This is a genomic window from Bordetella genomosp. 7, assembly GCF_002261415.1.
Classification (GTDB): Bacteria; Pseudomonadota; Gammaproteobacteria; order Burkholderiales; family Burkholderiaceae_B; genus Bordetella_A.
This window is the reverse complement of the sequence record NZ_NEVI01000017.1, coordinates 254,798-270,394: the sequence shown is the minus strand read 5'-3', so window position 1 is coordinate 270,394 and position 15,597 is coordinate 254,798. Positions and strand designations below refer to the sequence as shown.

Sequence of the window (15,597 nt, the reverse complement as noted above, 5' to 3'; positions counted from 1 at the left end):
TTATTCCGGAGTCCCTCGCATGGCGCGCCTGCCTTATGCCGATTTGAACCATCCCGAAGCCAAGCCCCTGGTCGAGCGCATCGTCGCCGAGCGCGGCAGCGTGCTGCACCTGTACCAGATGCTGCTGCACAGCCCGGCCGTGGCGGGCGGCTGGCTGAACTACCTGACGTCCATCCGCCAGCTCAGCACGCTGCCCGGCGACCTGCGCGAACTCGTGATCATGCGCGTGGCCGCCATCAACGGCGCGCCGTACGAGGCCGACCAGCATGCGCCCATCGCCCTGCAAGAAGGCGTCACCCAGGCTCAGCTCGATGCGTTGCCGCAGTGGGAAGCCTCGGATCTGTTCAGCGAGCGCGAGCGCGCGGTGCTGGCCTACACCGACGCCATGACACGGCACGTGCAGGTCCCCCAGCCGGTCTTCGACGCCGCCCGCCAGGCCATGGGCTCCGACAAGCTGATGGTCGAACTGACCGCCACCGTGGCCGCTTACAACATGGTTTCGCGCTTCCTGGAAGCGCTGCAGGTGCATTCGCACGACGAGCGCTGACGCGCCCCGCGCCCGGCCCCGTGCCGGCCGGGCGTCCGGTACGCTCAGGCCGCGGGGCCGCCCAGCATGGCGTCCAGCTTCAGCGCGTCGGCGGAAAACAGCCGGATGCCTTCGGCCAGTTTTTCGGTGGCCATGGCATTGGCGTTGAGCTCGGTGCGGAACCACACTTCATCGGCGGTGCGGCGCGCGGGCACGTCGAGGTCGTCGCGGCGCGCCAGGCTGGCAGGCACGTCGCCCGGCGTGCTGTCCAGTTCGGCCAGCAGTTCGGGGCTGATGGTCAGCAGGTCGCAGCCGGCCAGCGCCCGGATCTGCCCGGCATTGCGAAAGCTCGCGCCCATGATTTCGGTGGTGATGCCGTGGCGCTTGTAATAGTGGAAGATCTCGGTCACCGAGCTCACGCCGGGGTCATTGGGGCCGGCGTGGTCGGCCTCGACCCAATCGGCTCCGGCCGCCTTCTTGTACCAGTCGTAGATCCGGCCGACAAAGGGCGAGATCAGCTGCACGCCGGCGTCGGCGCATGCCACCGCCTGCGGCAGCGAGAACAGCAGCGTCAGGTTGCAGCGGATGCCGTCGGCCTGCAGGATCCGCGCCGCCTGGATGCCCTCCCAGGTTGACGCCACCTTGATCAGCACGCGTTCGCGGGGTATTCCCGCGGCTTCGTACAGGGCGATCAGCCCGCGGCCGCGCTCGATCGTGGCGCGCGTATCGAACGACAGGCGCGCATCCACCTCGGTGGACACCCGGCCCGGCACAATGCCCAGGATCTCGCGCCCGAACGCCACCAGCAGGCGGTCCGTCAGTTCGGGCAGGGGCGCGCCGCGGTGGTCGCGCACCACTTGCTCGAGCAGGGGCCGGTAGGCGTCTTTCTGCACGGCCTTCAGGATCAGCGAGGGGTTCGTGGTCGCGTCGGTGGGGCGCAGCGCGCGCATCACTTCGAAATCGCCGGTATCGGCAACAACGGTGGTATGGCGACGCAGGGCTTCAAGCTGGCTGGACATGGGCTGCAAAACGGCAAGGGTTGGCGACAGGGCTAGGGTATCACTACAAACCCCCGGGTCGCGGCCATGAAACCTCGGCGCTCAGCCTTATTCGGCGCGGTTCCCGGGGGAAAACGGCCTTACAGAGTATAATTCCAAGGTTTAATTATCGATTCTGAAACCGGGGTTTACTGTGCTGCCGCAACTTCTTTCCGAGGGAGCCAACCGCTTCCCTCCAGCAATTCTGGCTCTGGCGGACGGTACCATTTTCCGGGGAGTGTCCATCGGTGCGCCGGGGCACACGGTCGCCGAGGTAGTGTTCAACACGGCCATGACCGGCTACCAGGAAATTCTGACCGATCCCAGCTACAACGGCCAGATCGTAACGCTTACTTACCCGCATATCGGCAACACTGGCGTCAATCCCGAAGACGTCGAAACGTCGCGCGTGCTGGCCTCCGGCCTGGTGGTGCGCGACTGCCCCGCGCGCGTTTCGAACTTCCGCGCCCGTCAGTCGTTGCCCGAATACCTGGCAGCCCAGGGCGTGGTGGCCATCTCCGACGTCGACACCCGCAAGCTTACCCGCATCCTGCGCGAGACGGGTGCGCAGGGCGCCTGCATCCTCACGGGCGATGACGCCGACCGCGCCGTCGAGCTGGCGCGCGGCTACGCCGGCATGTCCGGCGTCGACCTGGCCAAGGTGGTGTCCGTCAAGTCGCAGCAAAACTGGACGGAAGGCACCTGGCAACTGGGGCAGGGCTATGGCCAGCCCTCGCAAGACCGCTTTCACGTCGTGGCCTACGACTTCGGCGTCAAGTACAACATCCTGCGCCTGATGGCCGACCGTGGCTGCCGCATCACGCTGGTGCCGGCCCAGACGCCCGCCGAAGAAGTGCTCAAGCTCAATCCCGACGGCGTATTCCTGGCCAACGGCCCGGGCGACCCGCAGCCTTGCGACTACGCCATCGCGGCCACGCGCGTGTTCCTCGAACGCAAGCTTCCCGTGTTCGGTATCTGCCTGGGTCACCAGATCCTGGGGCTGGCCATCGGCGGCAAGACCGTCAAGATGAAAACCGGCCACCACGGGGCCAATCATCCGGTGCAAGACGTGCAGTCCCGGCGTGTGTTCATCACCAGCCAGAACCACAGTTTCGAGGTCGATGCCGCCAGCCTGCCCGCCAACGCGCGGGTCACGCACGTGTCGCTGTTCGACGGCACGCTGCAGGGCTTCGAGCTCACCGACCGCCCCGCCTTCTGCTTCCAGGGCCACCCCGAGGCCAGCCCGGGCCCGCACGACATCATCGTGCTGTTCGACAAATTCATCAGCCTGATGGCCGGCCAGAAATAATCATCGCACCATGCCCAAGCGTACAGACATAAAAAGCATCCTCATCATCGGAGCCGGCCCCATCATCATCGGGCAGGCCTGCGAGTTCGACTATTCCGGCGCCCAGGCGTGCAAGGCGCTCAAGGCCGAAGGGTTTCGCACCATCCTGGTCAACAGCAACCCGGCCACAATCATGACCGACCCGGAAACGGCAGATGTCACCTACATCGAGCCCATTACCTGGCAGGCGGTCGAAAAAATCATCGAACGCGAAAAGCCCGATGCCCTGCTGCCCACCATGGGCGGGCAAACCGCCCTGAACTGCGCGCTCGACCTGGCCCGCCACGGTGTGCTGGCCAAGCACGGCGTGGAACTCATCGGCGCGAACGAACACGCCATCGAAAAGGCCGAAGACCGCCAGAAGTTCAAGCAGGCCATGACCGACATCGGCCTGGAATCGGCCAAGTCGGGTGTTGCCCACAGCATGGACGAAGCCTGGGAAGTCCAGCGCCGCATCGCGGCCGAAACCGGCACCTCCGGGTTCCCCACGGTTATCCGGCCCAGCTTCACCATGGGCGGCTCGGGCGGCGGCATCGCCTACAACGCCGAAGAATTCGAGATCATCTGCCGTCGCGGCCTCGAAGCCTCGCCCACCAGCGAACTGCTCATCGAAGAGTCGCTGCTGGGCTGGAAGGAATTCGAGATGGAAGTCGTGCGCGACAAGGCCGACAACTGCATCATCGTGTGCTCCATCGAGAACCTCGACCCCATGGGGGTGCACACCGGCGATTCCATCACTGTCGCGCCAGCCCAGACGCTGACCGACAAGGAATACCAGATCATGCGCAACGCCTCTATCGCGGTGCTGCGTGAAATCGGCGTCGACACCGGCGGGTCCAACGTACAGTTCGCGGTCAATCCCGATAACGGCCGCATGATCGTCATCGAAATGAACCCGCGCGTGTCGCGCTCGTCGGCCCTGGCTTCCAAGGCCACCGGCTTCCCCATTGCCAAGGTCGCCGCGCGCCTGGCCGTGGGCTACACGCTCGACGAGCTGCGCAACGAGATCACCGGCGGCGCCACGCCGGCCTCGTTCGAGCCCTCCATCGACTACGTGGTCACCAAGGTGCCGCGTTTCGCCTTCGAGAAATTCCCCCAGGCCGATTCCCGCCTTACCACCCAGATGAAGTCGGTGGGCGAAGTCATGGCCATCGGCCGCACTTTCAAAGAATCGTTCCAGAAAGCCCTGCGCGGTCTTGAAGTCGGTGTCGACGGCCTGAACCAGAAAACCACCGACCGCGAAAAGCTCCAGGTCGAGCTGGGCGAACCCGGCCCCGAGCGCATCTGGTACGTGGGCGACGCCTTCGCTCAGGGGTTCACGCTCGACGAAGTCCACAACATCACCCGCATCGACCCCTGGTTCCTGGCGCAGATCAAAGAAATCGTCGACATCGAACTCGCGCTCGAACAGAAGACGCTGGCCGACCTTGACTACGGCACGCTGTGGCAGCTCAAGCGCATGGGCTTCTCCGATCGCCGCCTGGCGTTCCTGCTGGATTCCTCCGAATCCGAGATCCGCAAGCTGCGCCACCAGCTCAACGTGCGTCCCGTGTACAAGCGCGTCGATACCTGCGCGGCCGAGTTCGCCACCCGCACCGCGTACATGTATTCCACGTACGAAGACGAGTGCGAGGCGCAGCCCACCGACCGCAAGAAAATCATCGTGCTCGGCGGCGGCCCCAACCGTATCGGCCAGGGCATCGAGTTCGACTATTGCTGCGTGCACGCCGCCTTGGCCCTGCGCGACGACGGGTACGAGACCATCATGGTCAACTGCAACCCGGAAACCGTCTCCACCGACTACGACACTTCCGATCGCCTGTACTTCGAGCCGCTCACGCTCGAAGACGTGCTCGAAATCGTCCACAAAGAAAACCCCGTGGGCATGATCGTCCAGTACGGCGGCCAGACCCCGCTGAAACTGGCACGCGCGCTCGAAGCCAACGGCGTGCCCATCATCGGCACCAGTCCCGAATCCATCGACGTGGCCGAAGACCGCGAGCGCTTCCAGAAGCTGCTCAACAAGCTGGGCCTGCGCCAGCCGCCCAATCGCACGGCGCGCACCGAGGCCGAAGCCATGTCGCACGCCGCCGACATCGGCTATCCGCTGGTGGTGCGCCCCAGCTATGTGCTGGGCGGGCGCGCCATGGAAATCGTGCACGAGCCGCAAGACCTCGAACGCTACATGCGCGAGGCCGTCAAGGTCAGCAACGATTCTCCCGTGCTGCTCGACCGCTTCCTGAACAACGCCACCGAGGTCGACGTCGATTGCCTGGCCGACGGCACAACGGTGTTCATCGGCGGCGTCATGGAACACATCGAGCAGGCCGGCGTGCACTCGGGCGACTCCGCCTGCAGCCTGCCGCCGTACTCGCTGTCCGACGAAGTCATCGCCGAGATCAAGCGCCAGACCACCATGATGGCCCGCGCGCTCAACGTCAGCGGCCTGATGAATGTGCAGTTCGCCATCCAGGATGGCGAAGTCTATGTGCTGGAAGTCAATCCGCGCGCCTCGCGTACCGTGCCTTACGTGTCCAAGGCCACGGGCCTGCAGCTGGCCAAGATCGCCGCGCGCGTAATGGCAGGCCGCACCCTGGCCGACCAGGGCATCACGCGTGAAGTGGTGCCGCCTTACTTCTCGGTCAAAGAGGCCGTGTTCCCGTTCGTGAAGTTCCCGGGCGTCGACACTATCCTCGGTCCCGAAATGAAGTCCACCGGCGAAGTCATGGGCGTGGGCACGAGCTTCGGCGAAGCCTTCGTCAAGTCGCAGCTGGCCGCGGGCGTGAGCCTGCCCGAGAACGGCACCGCCTTCATCAGCGTCAAAGACCAGGACAAGGCCCGTGCCGTCGGCGTGGCGCGCGGTCTGCACAACCTGGGCTTCAAGCTGGTGGCCACGCGCGGCACCGCGGGCCAGATCGAGGCAGCCGGCATCCCCGTGCAAGTGGTGAACAAAGTCACCGAAGGCCGCCCGCACATCGTCGACATGGTCAAGAACGGCGAGATCTCGCTGGTGGTCAACACCGTCGAAGAGCGCCGCAACGCCATCGCCGATTCGCGCACGATCCGTACGCAGGCGCTGGCCAACCGCGTCACGTTCTTCACGACCATCGCCGGCGCGTGCGCCGCGGTCGAGGGCATGCAATACCTGCGCCAGGGCCTGGGCCTGCAGGTGTACCCGCTGCAAGAGCTGCACGCCAGCCTCGCGCAGCAATAAGCGGCCAGCCTGCCTGGCGCTTGCCTTAAACGGGCCCTTCGGGGCCCGTTTTCATGGCCGGCCACCTTGCCGATCGCGTAGACGCACGCCGCCCGAGTCCCTATCATGCAAGTCCCGCATACGCCGCGCCGCTTCCTGCTGCCATGACCTCTGTTTTTATTACCGGTGCTTCCAGCGGCCTGGGCCGCGCCCTGGCCGAACGCTATGCCCACGCCGGCGCGCGGCTGGGCCTGGTGGCGCGCCGCGGTGAATTGCTGGGCCAGCTGGCCGCCTCCTTGCCGGGGCAGCACCATTGCTATGCGCTGGATGTGCGCGACCGCGCCGCCCTGCATGCCGCCGCCGCGGATTTCCTGGCCCGTAGCCAGGGCAGGGTAGACGTGGTCATCGCCAGCGCCGGCATCAGCGCGGGCACACTTACCGACCACGCCGAAGACTTCGACGTGTTCAAGGCCATCGTCGACACCAACCTGTTGGCCACGGTTGCCACGTTCGAGCCTTTCGTCGAGCCCATGCGGCGGGCGGGAGCAGGGCGCCTGGTGGGCATCGCCAGCGTAGCCGGGGTCCGCGGCCTGCCCGGTGCGGGCGCCTACAGCGCGTCCAAGTCGGCGGTGGCCACCTACTGCGAAAGTCTGCGCGTGGAACTGGCCGGCGCCGGAGTCAAGGTGGTGACGATCGCGCCGGGCTATATCAAGACGGCAATGACGGCGCAGAACCCGTATTCCATGCCTTTCCTGATGGACGCCGACAAGTTCGCCGCTCGCGCCCGGACAGCCATCGAACGCGGCGTTTCGTATACCGTGATTCCGTGGCAAATGGGGGTCGTGGCGCGCCTGATGCGGCTGCTGCCCAACGCGGTCTACGACCGCGCCGCGCGCAACGCTCCCCGCAAGCCGCGGCGGTAATTGCCTGGTCCGTTCCCGGTCTGGACTGATCCTGGCCGGACATGGCGGCAGCCGAACTGCGGCGAGCCTTTGTCCGAGGGGCAAGCCGGGGGCGGCCATTTGGAGAGAGGGCAGCCTGCGAAGCAGGCCGAGGATGCCTGTATGCACCCGAGCCGAACGACTTGGCCGCCCCCGGCTTGCCCCACGGACAAAGGCGCTCACGAACCAGCAACCGCCCGACTACCGCATATACCGCTAGTAAAACGGCAGCTTGATTTCCCGCACGCGCCCACCTGTTCAACCCGCCCGGGCATCACCGTATTGCGGCCAGCCTCGCCGCCCCCTACACTTCGCCCCGCCCATCAATCATTCCTGGATACACAAGAGATCCTATGCCCAACTCCTATTTCCCGCGCTGGAAGCTGGTCGACGATTCGACACCCGGCGCCATCATCGCGCCCGACGAACGCCTGTCGGGGCCCAAGAGCATCGCCATGGGCGCACAGCACGTCGTGGCCATGTTCGGCTCCACCGTCCTGGCGCCCCTCATCATGGGCTTCGATCCCAACGTCGCCATCCTGATGTCCGGCATCGGCACGCTGATTTTCTTTCTGTTCGTCGGAGGCCGCGTGCCCAGCTACCTGGGCTCGAGTTTCGCCTTCATCGGCGGGGTCGTGGCCGTTACGGGGTATGCCGGCTCCGGCCCCAACCTGAACATGGGCGTCGCGCTGGGCGCCATCATTGCCTGCGGCCTGGCCTATACCCTTATCGGCGTGCTGGTCTGGATCGCCAACTCGCGGTCCGGCGGCGGCGCCGACTGGATCGAAGCCCTGATGCCGCCGGTGGTCACCGGCGCCGTGGTCGCCGTCATCGGCCTGAACCTGGCGCCCATTGCGGCCAAGGGCGCCATGGGCGGGTCCACCTTCGACGCCACCATGGCCATCGTCACCATCCTGTGCGTGGGCGGCGTGGCCGTCTACACGCGCGGCACGGTGCAGCGCCTGCTCATTCTGGTGGGCCTGTTGCTGGCCTGCGTCATCTATGCCATCTGCGCCAACGGCCTGGGGCTCGGCAAGCCGATCGATTTCTCGGCCGTGGCCGCAGCGCCCTGGGTGGGCCTGCCGCAGTTCACTGCCCCCGAGTTCCGGCTCGATGCCATGGGCCTGATCGTGCCGGTGGCCGTCATCCTGGTGGCCGAGAACCTTGGGCACATCCGCGCGGTCAGCGCCATGACCGGCCAGAACCTCGACCGCTACCTGGGCCGCGCCTTCGTGGGCGACGGGGTGGCCACCATGGTGTCCGGCGCCGTGGGCGGCACCGGCGTCACCACCTATGCCGAGAACATCGGCGTCATGGCCGTCACGCGCATCTACTCCACCCTGGTCTTCGTGGTGGCGGCGCTCATCGCCATTGTGCTGGGGTTCTCGCCCAAGTTCGGCGCGCTGATCCAGACGATACCCGGCCCCGTGCTGGGCGGCATGTCGGTGGTGGTGTTCGGTCTTATCGCCGTGGCCGGCGCGCGCATATGGGTGGTCAACCAGGTCGACTTCAGCGACAACCGCAACCTTATTGTTGCCGCCGTCACGCTGGTGCTGGGCGCGGGCGATTTCACGCTCAAGCTGGGCGACTTCATGCTGGCCGGCATCGGCACGGCCACCTTCGGCGCCATTATCCTGTACGCCCTGCTGCAGCGTAGTGGCCGCCGAGTCATCTGAAAGCCAATCCGGAAACGACGGCGCTGCCAACTTGCGCCGTACTGCATTTAACTGCGATCAACGTGGCGTTTTCCGGATGGCTTGCAATTCCTGCGAATTTTGACCACAATGAAGCTTGTTTGCCCCGGTTCTGACCCGAGCCGGGGTTTTGTTTTGGTCGCAGCCTTGCCGGTGCACGGGCACAGGCCGATCAGAGCGGATGGTCGGGAACCACGGATATCGGGTCCGGCTTCGTTCCCGCCTGTTCGACCCTAAGCACGTAACACCGGCTTGCCCCCATCCGGGCGGCGCAAGCATCACAACTGCGACCTTTTACCGAAACGCTCCATTCGGGGCGTTTTCTACTTTTTGTTTGGGAAACGACATGTCTGCCATTCCTTTGACCGCGCGTGGGGCCGAGCGCTTGCAAGCCGAGTTGCATCGGCTGAAAACCGTCGAGCGTCCCGCAGTGATCAACGCCATCGCCGAGGCTCGTGCCCAGGGCGATCTGTCGGAAAACGCCGAATACGATGCCGCCCGCGAACGCCAGGGCTTCATCGAGGGGCGCATTGCCGAGCTCGAGGGCACGCTTTCCAACGCGCACATCATCGATCCGGCTTCCCTGGATGCCGAAGGCCGCGCCGTTTTCGGTGCCACGGTCGAAATCGAAGACCTGGATTCGGGCGACCGCCTGTCATACCAGATCGTGGGCGACGTCGAAGCCGACATCAAGTCGAACCTGATCTCGGTCTCCAGCCCGGTGGCTCGCGCCCTGATCGGTAAATCCGTGGGCGACGTCGTCGAAGTCAAGGCGCCGTCCGGCGTGCGCGAGTACGAAGTCCTGGGCGTCCGTTACATCTGAACCGACGCCGTCGCCCCCCCGGGAACCAACGATGCTGCTACACCTGCCCCCTGTCCTGGTCTGCCCGACCACGGCCTTGCGGTGCGGTCCGCTGCGCAGCATCGGCGCGCTGTGCGCGCCGGCCTTGTCTTGCGCGATGCAAGCCGCCAATGCGGCCAGGGTCGTTGCCTTGCTGTTCCGGGCGCTCGTCTCGTACGGGCTGGGGGGCGCGGTATTTATCATTCTTCACCGCCTGGCGCATGGCCGGGCGATGGTGGCCCCCGGGCGCCGCACCGTGCCGGATGGGCCGGTGGGCGCATGCCAGGGGCAGTGTGCGTCTGGCGCTTCGGGCGCCGCACGGCCGCGCATGGGCCGTTGCAGTGCGCAAGTCATGGCTGCCGCTGCCGCGGTCTAGCGGCGCAGCCTGGCCCACGCTTTTTTATCTTTTGGTAGTCTTGCCAGCCCGGCGCCCCGTGGCGGCGGCCCGGCAGGTGCGCGCACCGGCGCGCAGGCTCAGGGCGCTGCCGGCGCGTCGCGGGATGCCGTGCGCCGCCGGCGTGGTTTTGCGGGTGCTGGGACGCTCGGGGCGGCCTGCCTGGTTCAGGGCAACCCGGGCAGGCTTGGCCGGCTCGGCTGCCGCCTTGCGCGCGGCGGACGGGCGGGGTTTCTTGGCCAGGCTCTTGCCTTCGGCGGCCATTTTCTTGGGCGTGTATGGCTCGGACGGCTTGCGGCGCGCCGGCGTGCTTTCTGCCTGAGGGGCCACGTTGCCCGGCAACGGGCGGAACAGGATCAGGATTTTGCCCAGGTGATGCACCGGGGCGCACGACAGGGTGTCGCAGATATTCGCCAGCATGGCGTCGCGCTCGTCGCGGTCGTTGCCGCCGGCGCGTACCTTGATCAGCCCGTGCGACGTCAGGGCGCGGTCGATTTCTTTCAAGACCGCGTCGGTCAGCCCGTTGTCGCCGATCAGGACGACCGGGCGCAACGGATGGGCGGCCGAGCGCAAATCGCTGCGCTCGCGAGAGGTGAGTTCTAATATAGGCATGCTCGGAATTGTACGGTAATGGCCAAAAAGAAATTCTCTAAAGACTGGATCAACCAGCACATCAACGATCCCTATGTGAAGATGGCGCAACAGAAGGGCTATCGCGCCCGCGCCGCGTTCAAGCTGATCGAGATCGTCGACACCGAAAAACTGCTGCGCCGCGGCGATGTCGTGGTCGACCTGGGCTCGGCCCCCGGCAGCTGGTCGCAAGTGGCGCGCGAACGCCTGGCCGGCCCCGGCGGCGTGGTGGATGGGCGCATCATCGCCCTGGACCTGCTGCCCATGGAGCCGGTGGCCGGGGTGGAATTCATCCAGGGCGACTTCCGCGATGACGCGGTTTTGCAACAGTTGCAAGAATTGGTGGGCGACCAGGCGGTCGACCTTGTCATTTCGGACATGGCCCCCAACTTATCGGGCGTGGGCGTCGCGGATTCTGCTCGTATCCAGCATGTATGCGAACTGGCCCTGGAGTTTGCCTGCAACCACCTCAAGCCCGACGGGGCGCTGATTGTCAAAGCCTTCCACGGCAGCGGGTTCTCCCAGATCGTGCAGGCCTACAAGCAGCGCTTCAAGCGCGTCGTCGAGCGCAAGCCCAAGGCGTCGCGGGATAAATCTTCCGAAACCTTCCTGGTCGCGCGCGATTTGAAGTAGGCGGCCAGCCACGCCGGGCTTCGCCGCCCGGCATACCCGAATTCGCCCCTGTCAGGCACGGCGCGCGTCAAGGTTCCAACATGTATCAGCGCCGCTCCCGGCGCCAGACGGAACCGGTCCCGACAGGGTAGAATGAGCTATTGACATACTTGTGACTGTGCCATATGAGCGGGGCGGTCGCCGGTCGGAATCGAAAGCAGGAGATCGACCTTGAATAATTCATTTTCCAAAGTCGCGGTCTGGATGGTGATCGCGCTCGTCCTGTTTACGGTGTTCAAACAGTTTGACGGGCGGGCCCAGACGCAGGACGGCGTCAGCTACACCCAGTTCATGGATGACGCCAAGGCAGGGCGCATCCGCAAGGTCGACGTGCAGGGCGACGTGCTTTATGTCACGCCTGACACCGGTCGCGCCTATACGCTGACCTCGCCGGGCGACCTCTGGATGGTTTCGGATCTGCTCAAGTACGGCGTGGACGTCTCGGGCAAGGCGCGCGAAGAGCCGTCGCTGCTCATGAGCATCTTCGTTTCGTGGTTCCCCATGCTGCTGCTGATCGGCGTGTGGGTGTTCTTCATGCGCCAGATGCAGGGCGGCGGACGCGGCGGTGCGTTCAGCTTCGGCAAGTCGCGCGCGCGCATGCTCGACGAAAACACCAACCAGGTAACCTTCGCCGATGTGGCCGGCTGCGATGAAGCCAAGGAAGACGTCCAGGAACTGGTCGATTTTCTGCGCGACCCCAGCAAGTTCCAGAAGCTCGGCGGCCGCATTCCGCGCGGCGTGCTGATGGTGGGCTCGCCCGGTACCGGCAAGACGCTGCTGGCCAAGGCCATCGCGGGCGAGGCCAAGGTGCCGTTCTTCAGCATTTCCGGTTCGGACTTTGTCGAAATGTTCGTGGGCGTGGGTGCGGCCCGCGTGCGCGACATGTTCGAAAACGCCAAGAAGCACGCCCCGTGCATCATCTTCATCGATGAAATCGACGCCGTGGGCCGCCAGCGTGGCGCCGGGCTGGGCGGCGGCAACGACGAACGCGAACAGACCCTGAACCAGATGCTGGTCGAGATGGACGGTTTTGAATCCGGCCAGGGCGTTATCGTCATCGCCGCCACCAACCGCCCCGACGTGCTCGACCCGGCGCTGCTGCGCCCGGGCCGCTTCGACCGCCAGGTCGTGGTGCCGTTGCCCGACATCCGCGGGCGCGAACAGATCCTGCGCGTGCACATGCGCAAGGTGCCGTTGTCGCCCAACGTCGACGCCACCATCCTGGCGCGCGGCTGCCCCGGCTTCTCGGGCGCCGACCTCGCCAACCTGGTCAACGAGGCGGCGCTGTTCGCGGCGCGCCGCAACGGCCGCACCGTCGACATGTCCGACTTCGAAAAGGCCAAGGACAAGATCATCATGGGCGCCGAGCGCCGCTCGATCGTCATGCCCGAAGAAGAGCGCAAGAACACGGCCTACCACGAGTCCGGGCACGCGATCGTGGCCAAGATGCTGCCCAAGACCGACCCGGTGCACAAGGTCACCATCATCCCGCGCGGCCGCGCGCTGGGGGTGACCATGCAGTTGCCCGAGAACGACCGCTACAGCATGGACAAAGAGCGTCTGCTCAACACCATCGCGGTGCTGTTCGGCGGCCGTATCGCCGAAGAGATCTTCATGAACCAGATGACCACCGGCGCCTCGAACGACTTCGAACGCGCCACGGCCATCGCGCGCGACATCGTCACCCGCTACGGCATGAGCGATCTTGGCCCCATGGTGTACGCCGAGAACGAAGGCGAAGTCTTCCTGGGGCGCAGCGTCACCAAGACCACGCATATGTCCGAGGCGACCATGCAGAAGGTCGACGCCGAAATCCGGCGCATCATCGACGAGCAATACATGGTGGCGCGCAAGATCCTCGAGGAAAACCGCGAAATGGTCGAAGCCATGACGCGTGCACTGCTCGAATGGGAAACCATCGACGCCGACCAGATCAACGACATCACGTCGGGCCGCCCGCCGCGTCCTCCCAAGACGCCCGAAGGCACCCCCGACTCGCCCGATACCCCGCCCACCGGCCTGGCCACGGGCGGCAGCGGCACTCCCGCGGCGGTCTGATCACGCCGGTCGTCCTTCATGGCCAACACCTTTTTGTGCGGGCGCTACGAGTTTGATCTCGAGCGCCCGCTCGTGATGGGCATCGTCAACATCACGCCCGATTCCTTTTCCGACGGCGGCCAGCATGCCGATGCCGATGCGGCCATTGCGCACGCCCGCGCCCTGATCGCCGAGGGCGCGCATATCCTGGACCTGGGCGGCGAGTCCACCCGGCCGGGGGCCGCGCCGGTGCCGGCGTCGGAAGAACTGGCCCGCCTGCTGCCCGTGATCGAGGCCTTGCGCGATTGTGGCGTGCCTTTGTCGGTCGATACCTTCAAGCCCGACGTCATGCGCGCCGTGCTAGATGCGGGCGCCGACATGATCAACGACATCTACGGGTTTCGCCAGCCCGGGGCCATCGAAGCCGTGGCGCCCACGCGCTGTGGTTTGTGCGTGATGCACATGAAAGGCGAACCGGGCACCATGCAACAGGCGCCCGAATACACCGACCTGCTGGGCGAGATCGGCGTGTTCCTGGGCGCGCGGGCGCAACGGCTGCGCGCCGCCTGGGTAGACCCTCGCCGCATCGTGCTGGACCCGGGTTTCGGGTTCGGCAAGACGGCCGAACACAATTTTCAACTGTTGCGCAGGTTGTCCAGCCTGCGTGTGTCCAGCTATCCCCTCTTGACCGGGTTGTCGCGCAAATCCATGATCGGCGAAGCCACCGGCAGGCCGGTATCCGATCGCCTGGCCGGCAGCATTGCCGGTGCGCTGGCGTGCGTCGCGCGCGGCGCCTCCATCGTGCGCGTGCACGACGTGGCGGCCACCATAGACGCCCTGAAGGTCTGGCAGGCGGCCGAACAAGGAGCTATACGAGCATGACGCAACGCAAGTATTTCGGCACCGATGGTGTCCGGGGCGAAGTGGGCGGCGAAGTCATCAACGCAGCCTTCGCCCTGCGCCTGGGCTACGCGGCGGGCCGTGTCCTGGCCCGCCAGCATGGCAGTCGCGGCGGCAGCCCGCAGGTTGTCATCGGCAAAGACACGCGCGTTTCGGGCTACATGCTCGAATCCGCGCTCGAGGCCGGCCTGTCGGCTGCGGGCATCGACGTGTTGCTGGCGGGCCCCGTGCCCACGCCGGCCGTGGCCTACCTTACCCGCGCCCTGCGGCTGGTGGCCGGCATTGTCATCAGCGCCTCGCACAATCCCTACCAGGACAACGGCATCAAATTCTTCTCGGCCAGCGGCATGAAGCTGCCCGACGAGATCGAGGCCGAGATCGAGGCGGCCCTGGACGAGCCGCTGGGCTGCGTGAAGTCCGAGGCGCTGGGGCGCGCGCGCCGCATGCAGGACTCCCAGGGGCGGTATATCGAGTTCTGCAAAAGCACGTTTCCCAACGATCTGGACCTCAATGGCCTGAAGCTCGTGGTAGACGCCGCGCATGGCGCGGCCTACAACGTGGCGCCTCACGTGTTCCAGGAACTGGGCGCCGAAGTGCACGCCATAGGCGTGTCGCCCGATGGCCTGAACATCAACGACGGCGTCGGCGCCTTGCATCCGGCATCGCTGGCGCAAGCCGTGCGCGAGCGCGGCGCCCACCTGGGCATCGCCCTGGACGGCGATGCCGATCGCCTGCAGATGGTCGACGGCGACGGCCGCATCTACGACGGCGACGAGTTGTTGTATGCCGTCGTACGCGAGCGCATGACGCGCGGCCCGGTGGCCGGCGTCGTGGGCACGCTCATGACCAACTACGGATTCGAACTGCAGATGCAGCGCCTGGGGGTGGGGTTCGAGCGCGCCAAGGTGGGCGACCGCTATGTGCTCGAACAGATGCAGGCCCGGGGCTGGCTCTATGGCGGCGAAAGCTCGGGCCACTTGATCTGCCTCGATTGCCACACCACTGGCGACGGTATCATCGCCGCGCTGCAGGTGCTTACGGCTCTGCGGCGCCACGACGTCACCCTGGCCGACTGGGTGGGCGACCTGCGCATGTATCCGCAGAAGATGATCAACGTGCCGCTGGCGCCCGGAACCGACTGGTCATCGCACGCCGGGCTGGCTGCCGCCCGGCAGGCCGTCGAGGCCGAACTGGCCGGCCGCGGCCGCGTATTGATCCGCGCATCGGGTACCGAGCCCAAGCTGCGGCTCATGGTCGAAGCCGAAGAGGCCGCACTGGCGGCATCCTGCGCAGAAAAGCTGGCCGCCAGCCTGGCCTGAACGCCCATGCCGTGCCACGAAGGCCGCGTCCCGCACAGGGGCCGGCCTTTTTTCATTTCGCCATG

The 15,597-nt window shown here is 65.9% G+C and carries 13 protein-coding genes; 11 read left to right on the top strand and 2 right to left on the bottom strand.

The window, feature by feature from the left end:
- Window positions 1-19: 19 nt before the first annotated feature.
- A complete protein-coding gene (locus tag CAL18_RS12985) occupies window positions 20-547 on the top strand; it encodes a carboxymuconolactone decarboxylase family protein (RefSeq protein ID WP_026640061.1) in 528 nt (175 codons plus the stop codon).
- A gap of 44 nt (window positions 548-591) precedes the next feature.
- Here CAL18_RS12985 and tal read toward each other — a convergent pair whose 3' ends face one another.
- On the bottom strand, window positions 592-1,545 hold the full coding sequence (gene tal, locus CAL18_RS12980; protein ID WP_094818019.1) for a transaldolase: 954 nt from the start codon (window positions 1,543-1,545) through the stop codon (window positions 592-594).
- A 172-nt stretch (window positions 1,546-1,717) separates the two neighbouring features.
- Between tal and carA the strand changes: the two genes are divergently transcribed.
- From carA to CAL18_RS12950, 6 genes are all read left to right on the top strand, one after another.
- A complete protein-coding gene (gene carA / locus CAL18_RS12975; protein WP_038852396.1) occupies window positions 1,718-2,872 on the top strand; it encodes a glutamine-hydrolyzing carbamoyl-phosphate synthase small subunit in 1,155 nt (384 codons plus the stop codon).
- A gap of 10 nt (window positions 2,873-2,882) precedes the next feature.
- Window positions 2,883-6,125 (top strand): carbamoyl-phosphate synthase large subunit, encoded by a 3,243-nt coding sequence (gene carB, locus CAL18_RS12970; protein ID WP_094818018.1) that lies wholly within the window; start codon window positions 2,883-2,885, stop codon window positions 6,123-6,125.
- 143 nt (window positions 6,126-6,268) lie between these two features.
- Window positions 6,269-7,027, top strand: a complete 759-nt coding sequence (locus tag CAL18_RS12965; RefSeq protein WP_094818122.1) for an SDR family oxidoreductase — start codon at window positions 6,269-6,271, stop codon at window positions 7,025-7,027.
- A 371-nt stretch (window positions 7,028-7,398) separates the two neighbouring features.
- Window positions 7,399-8,721, top strand: coding sequence for a solute carrier family 23 protein (locus CAL18_RS12960; RefSeq protein WP_094797024.1), 1,323 nt, complete (start codon window positions 7,399-7,401; stop codon window positions 8,719-8,721).
- Window positions 8,722-9,085: 364 nt separating this feature from the next.
- Window positions 9,086-9,562 (top strand): transcription elongation factor GreA, encoded by a 477-nt coding sequence (gene greA / locus CAL18_RS12955; protein WP_026640067.1) that lies wholly within the window; start codon window positions 9,086-9,088, stop codon window positions 9,560-9,562.
- Between the two features lie 31 nt (window positions 9,563-9,593).
- On the top strand, window positions 9,594-9,956 hold the full coding sequence (locus CAL18_RS12950) for a hypothetical protein (RefSeq protein ID WP_094818017.1): 363 nt from the start codon (window positions 9,594-9,596) through the stop codon (window positions 9,954-9,956).
- 24 nt (window positions 9,957-9,980) lie between these two features.
- Here the strand turns inward: CAL18_RS12950 and CAL18_RS12945 are convergent, their stop codons facing one another.
- Entirely contained in the window at window positions 9,981-10,586 is a 606-nt protein-coding gene (locus tag CAL18_RS12945; protein ID WP_094818016.1) for a YhbY family RNA-binding protein, read from the bottom strand.
- 18 nt (window positions 10,587-10,604) lie between these two features.
- Here CAL18_RS12945 and CAL18_RS12940 point away from each other — a divergent pair, with 18 nt between their 5' ends.
- From CAL18_RS12940 to glmM, 4 genes are all read left to right on the top strand, one after another.
- On the top strand, window positions 10,605-11,237 hold the full coding sequence (locus tag CAL18_RS12940) for an RlmE family RNA methyltransferase (protein ID WP_026640070.1): 633 nt from the start codon (window positions 10,605-10,607) through the stop codon (window positions 11,235-11,237).
- A gap of 210 nt (window positions 11,238-11,447) precedes the next feature.
- A complete protein-coding gene (gene ftsH, locus CAL18_RS12935) occupies window positions 11,448-13,334 on the top strand; it encodes an ATP-dependent zinc metalloprotease FtsH (protein WP_026640071.1) in 1,887 nt (628 codons plus the stop codon).
- A gap of 18 nt (window positions 13,335-13,352) precedes the next feature.
- Window positions 13,353-14,195: a dihydropteroate synthase gene (gene folP / locus CAL18_RS12930; protein ID WP_094818015.1), complete on the top strand. Its 843-nt coding sequence runs from the start codon at window positions 13,353-13,355 to the stop codon at window positions 14,193-14,195.
- Window positions 14,192-15,532, top strand: coding sequence for a phosphoglucosamine mutase (gene glmM / locus CAL18_RS12925; RefSeq protein ID WP_026640073.1), 1,341 nt, complete (start codon window positions 14,192-14,194; stop codon window positions 15,530-15,532). Before folP ends, glmM begins: the two co-directional genes overlap by 4 nt.
- Window positions 15,533-15,597 lie beyond the last annotated feature (65 nt).

Coding starts and splice junctions, on each gene's coding strand:
- CAL18_RS12985 (WP_026640061.1), top strand. CDS start 20: ATGGCGCGCCTGCCTTATGCCGATTTGAACCATCCCGAAGCCAAGCCC.
- tal (WP_094818019.1), bottom strand. CDS start 1,545: ATGTCCAGCCAGCTTGAAGCCCTGCGTCGCCATACCACCGTTGTTGCC.
- carB (WP_094818018.1), top strand. CDS start 2,883: ATGCCCAAGCGTACAGACATAAAAAGCATCCTCATCATCGGAGCCGGC.
- CAL18_RS12965 (WP_094818122.1), top strand. CDS start 6,269: ATGACCTCTGTTTTTATTACCGGTGCTTCCAGCGGCCTGGGCCGCGCC.
- CAL18_RS12960 (WP_094797024.1), top strand. CDS start 7,399: ATGCCCAACTCCTATTTCCCGCGCTGGAAGCTGGTCGACGATTCGACA.
- greA (WP_026640067.1), top strand. CDS start 9,086: ATGTCTGCCATTCCTTTGACCGCGCGTGGGGCCGAGCGCTTGCAAGCC.
- CAL18_RS12950 (WP_094818017.1), top strand. CDS start 9,594: ATGCTGCTACACCTGCCCCCTGTCCTGGTCTGCCCGACCACGGCCTTG.
- CAL18_RS12945 (WP_094818016.1), bottom strand. CDS start 10,586: ATGCCTATATTAGAACTCACCTCTCGCGAGCGCAGCGATTTGCGCTCG.
- CAL18_RS12940 (WP_026640070.1), top strand. CDS start 10,605: ATGGCCAAAAAGAAATTCTCTAAAGACTGGATCAACCAGCACATCAAC.
- folP (WP_094818015.1), top strand. CDS start 13,353: ATGGCCAACACCTTTTTGTGCGGGCGCTACGAGTTTGATCTCGAGCGC.
- glmM (WP_026640073.1), top strand. CDS start 14,192: ATGACGCAACGCAAGTATTTCGGCACCGATGGTGTCCGGGGCGAAGTG.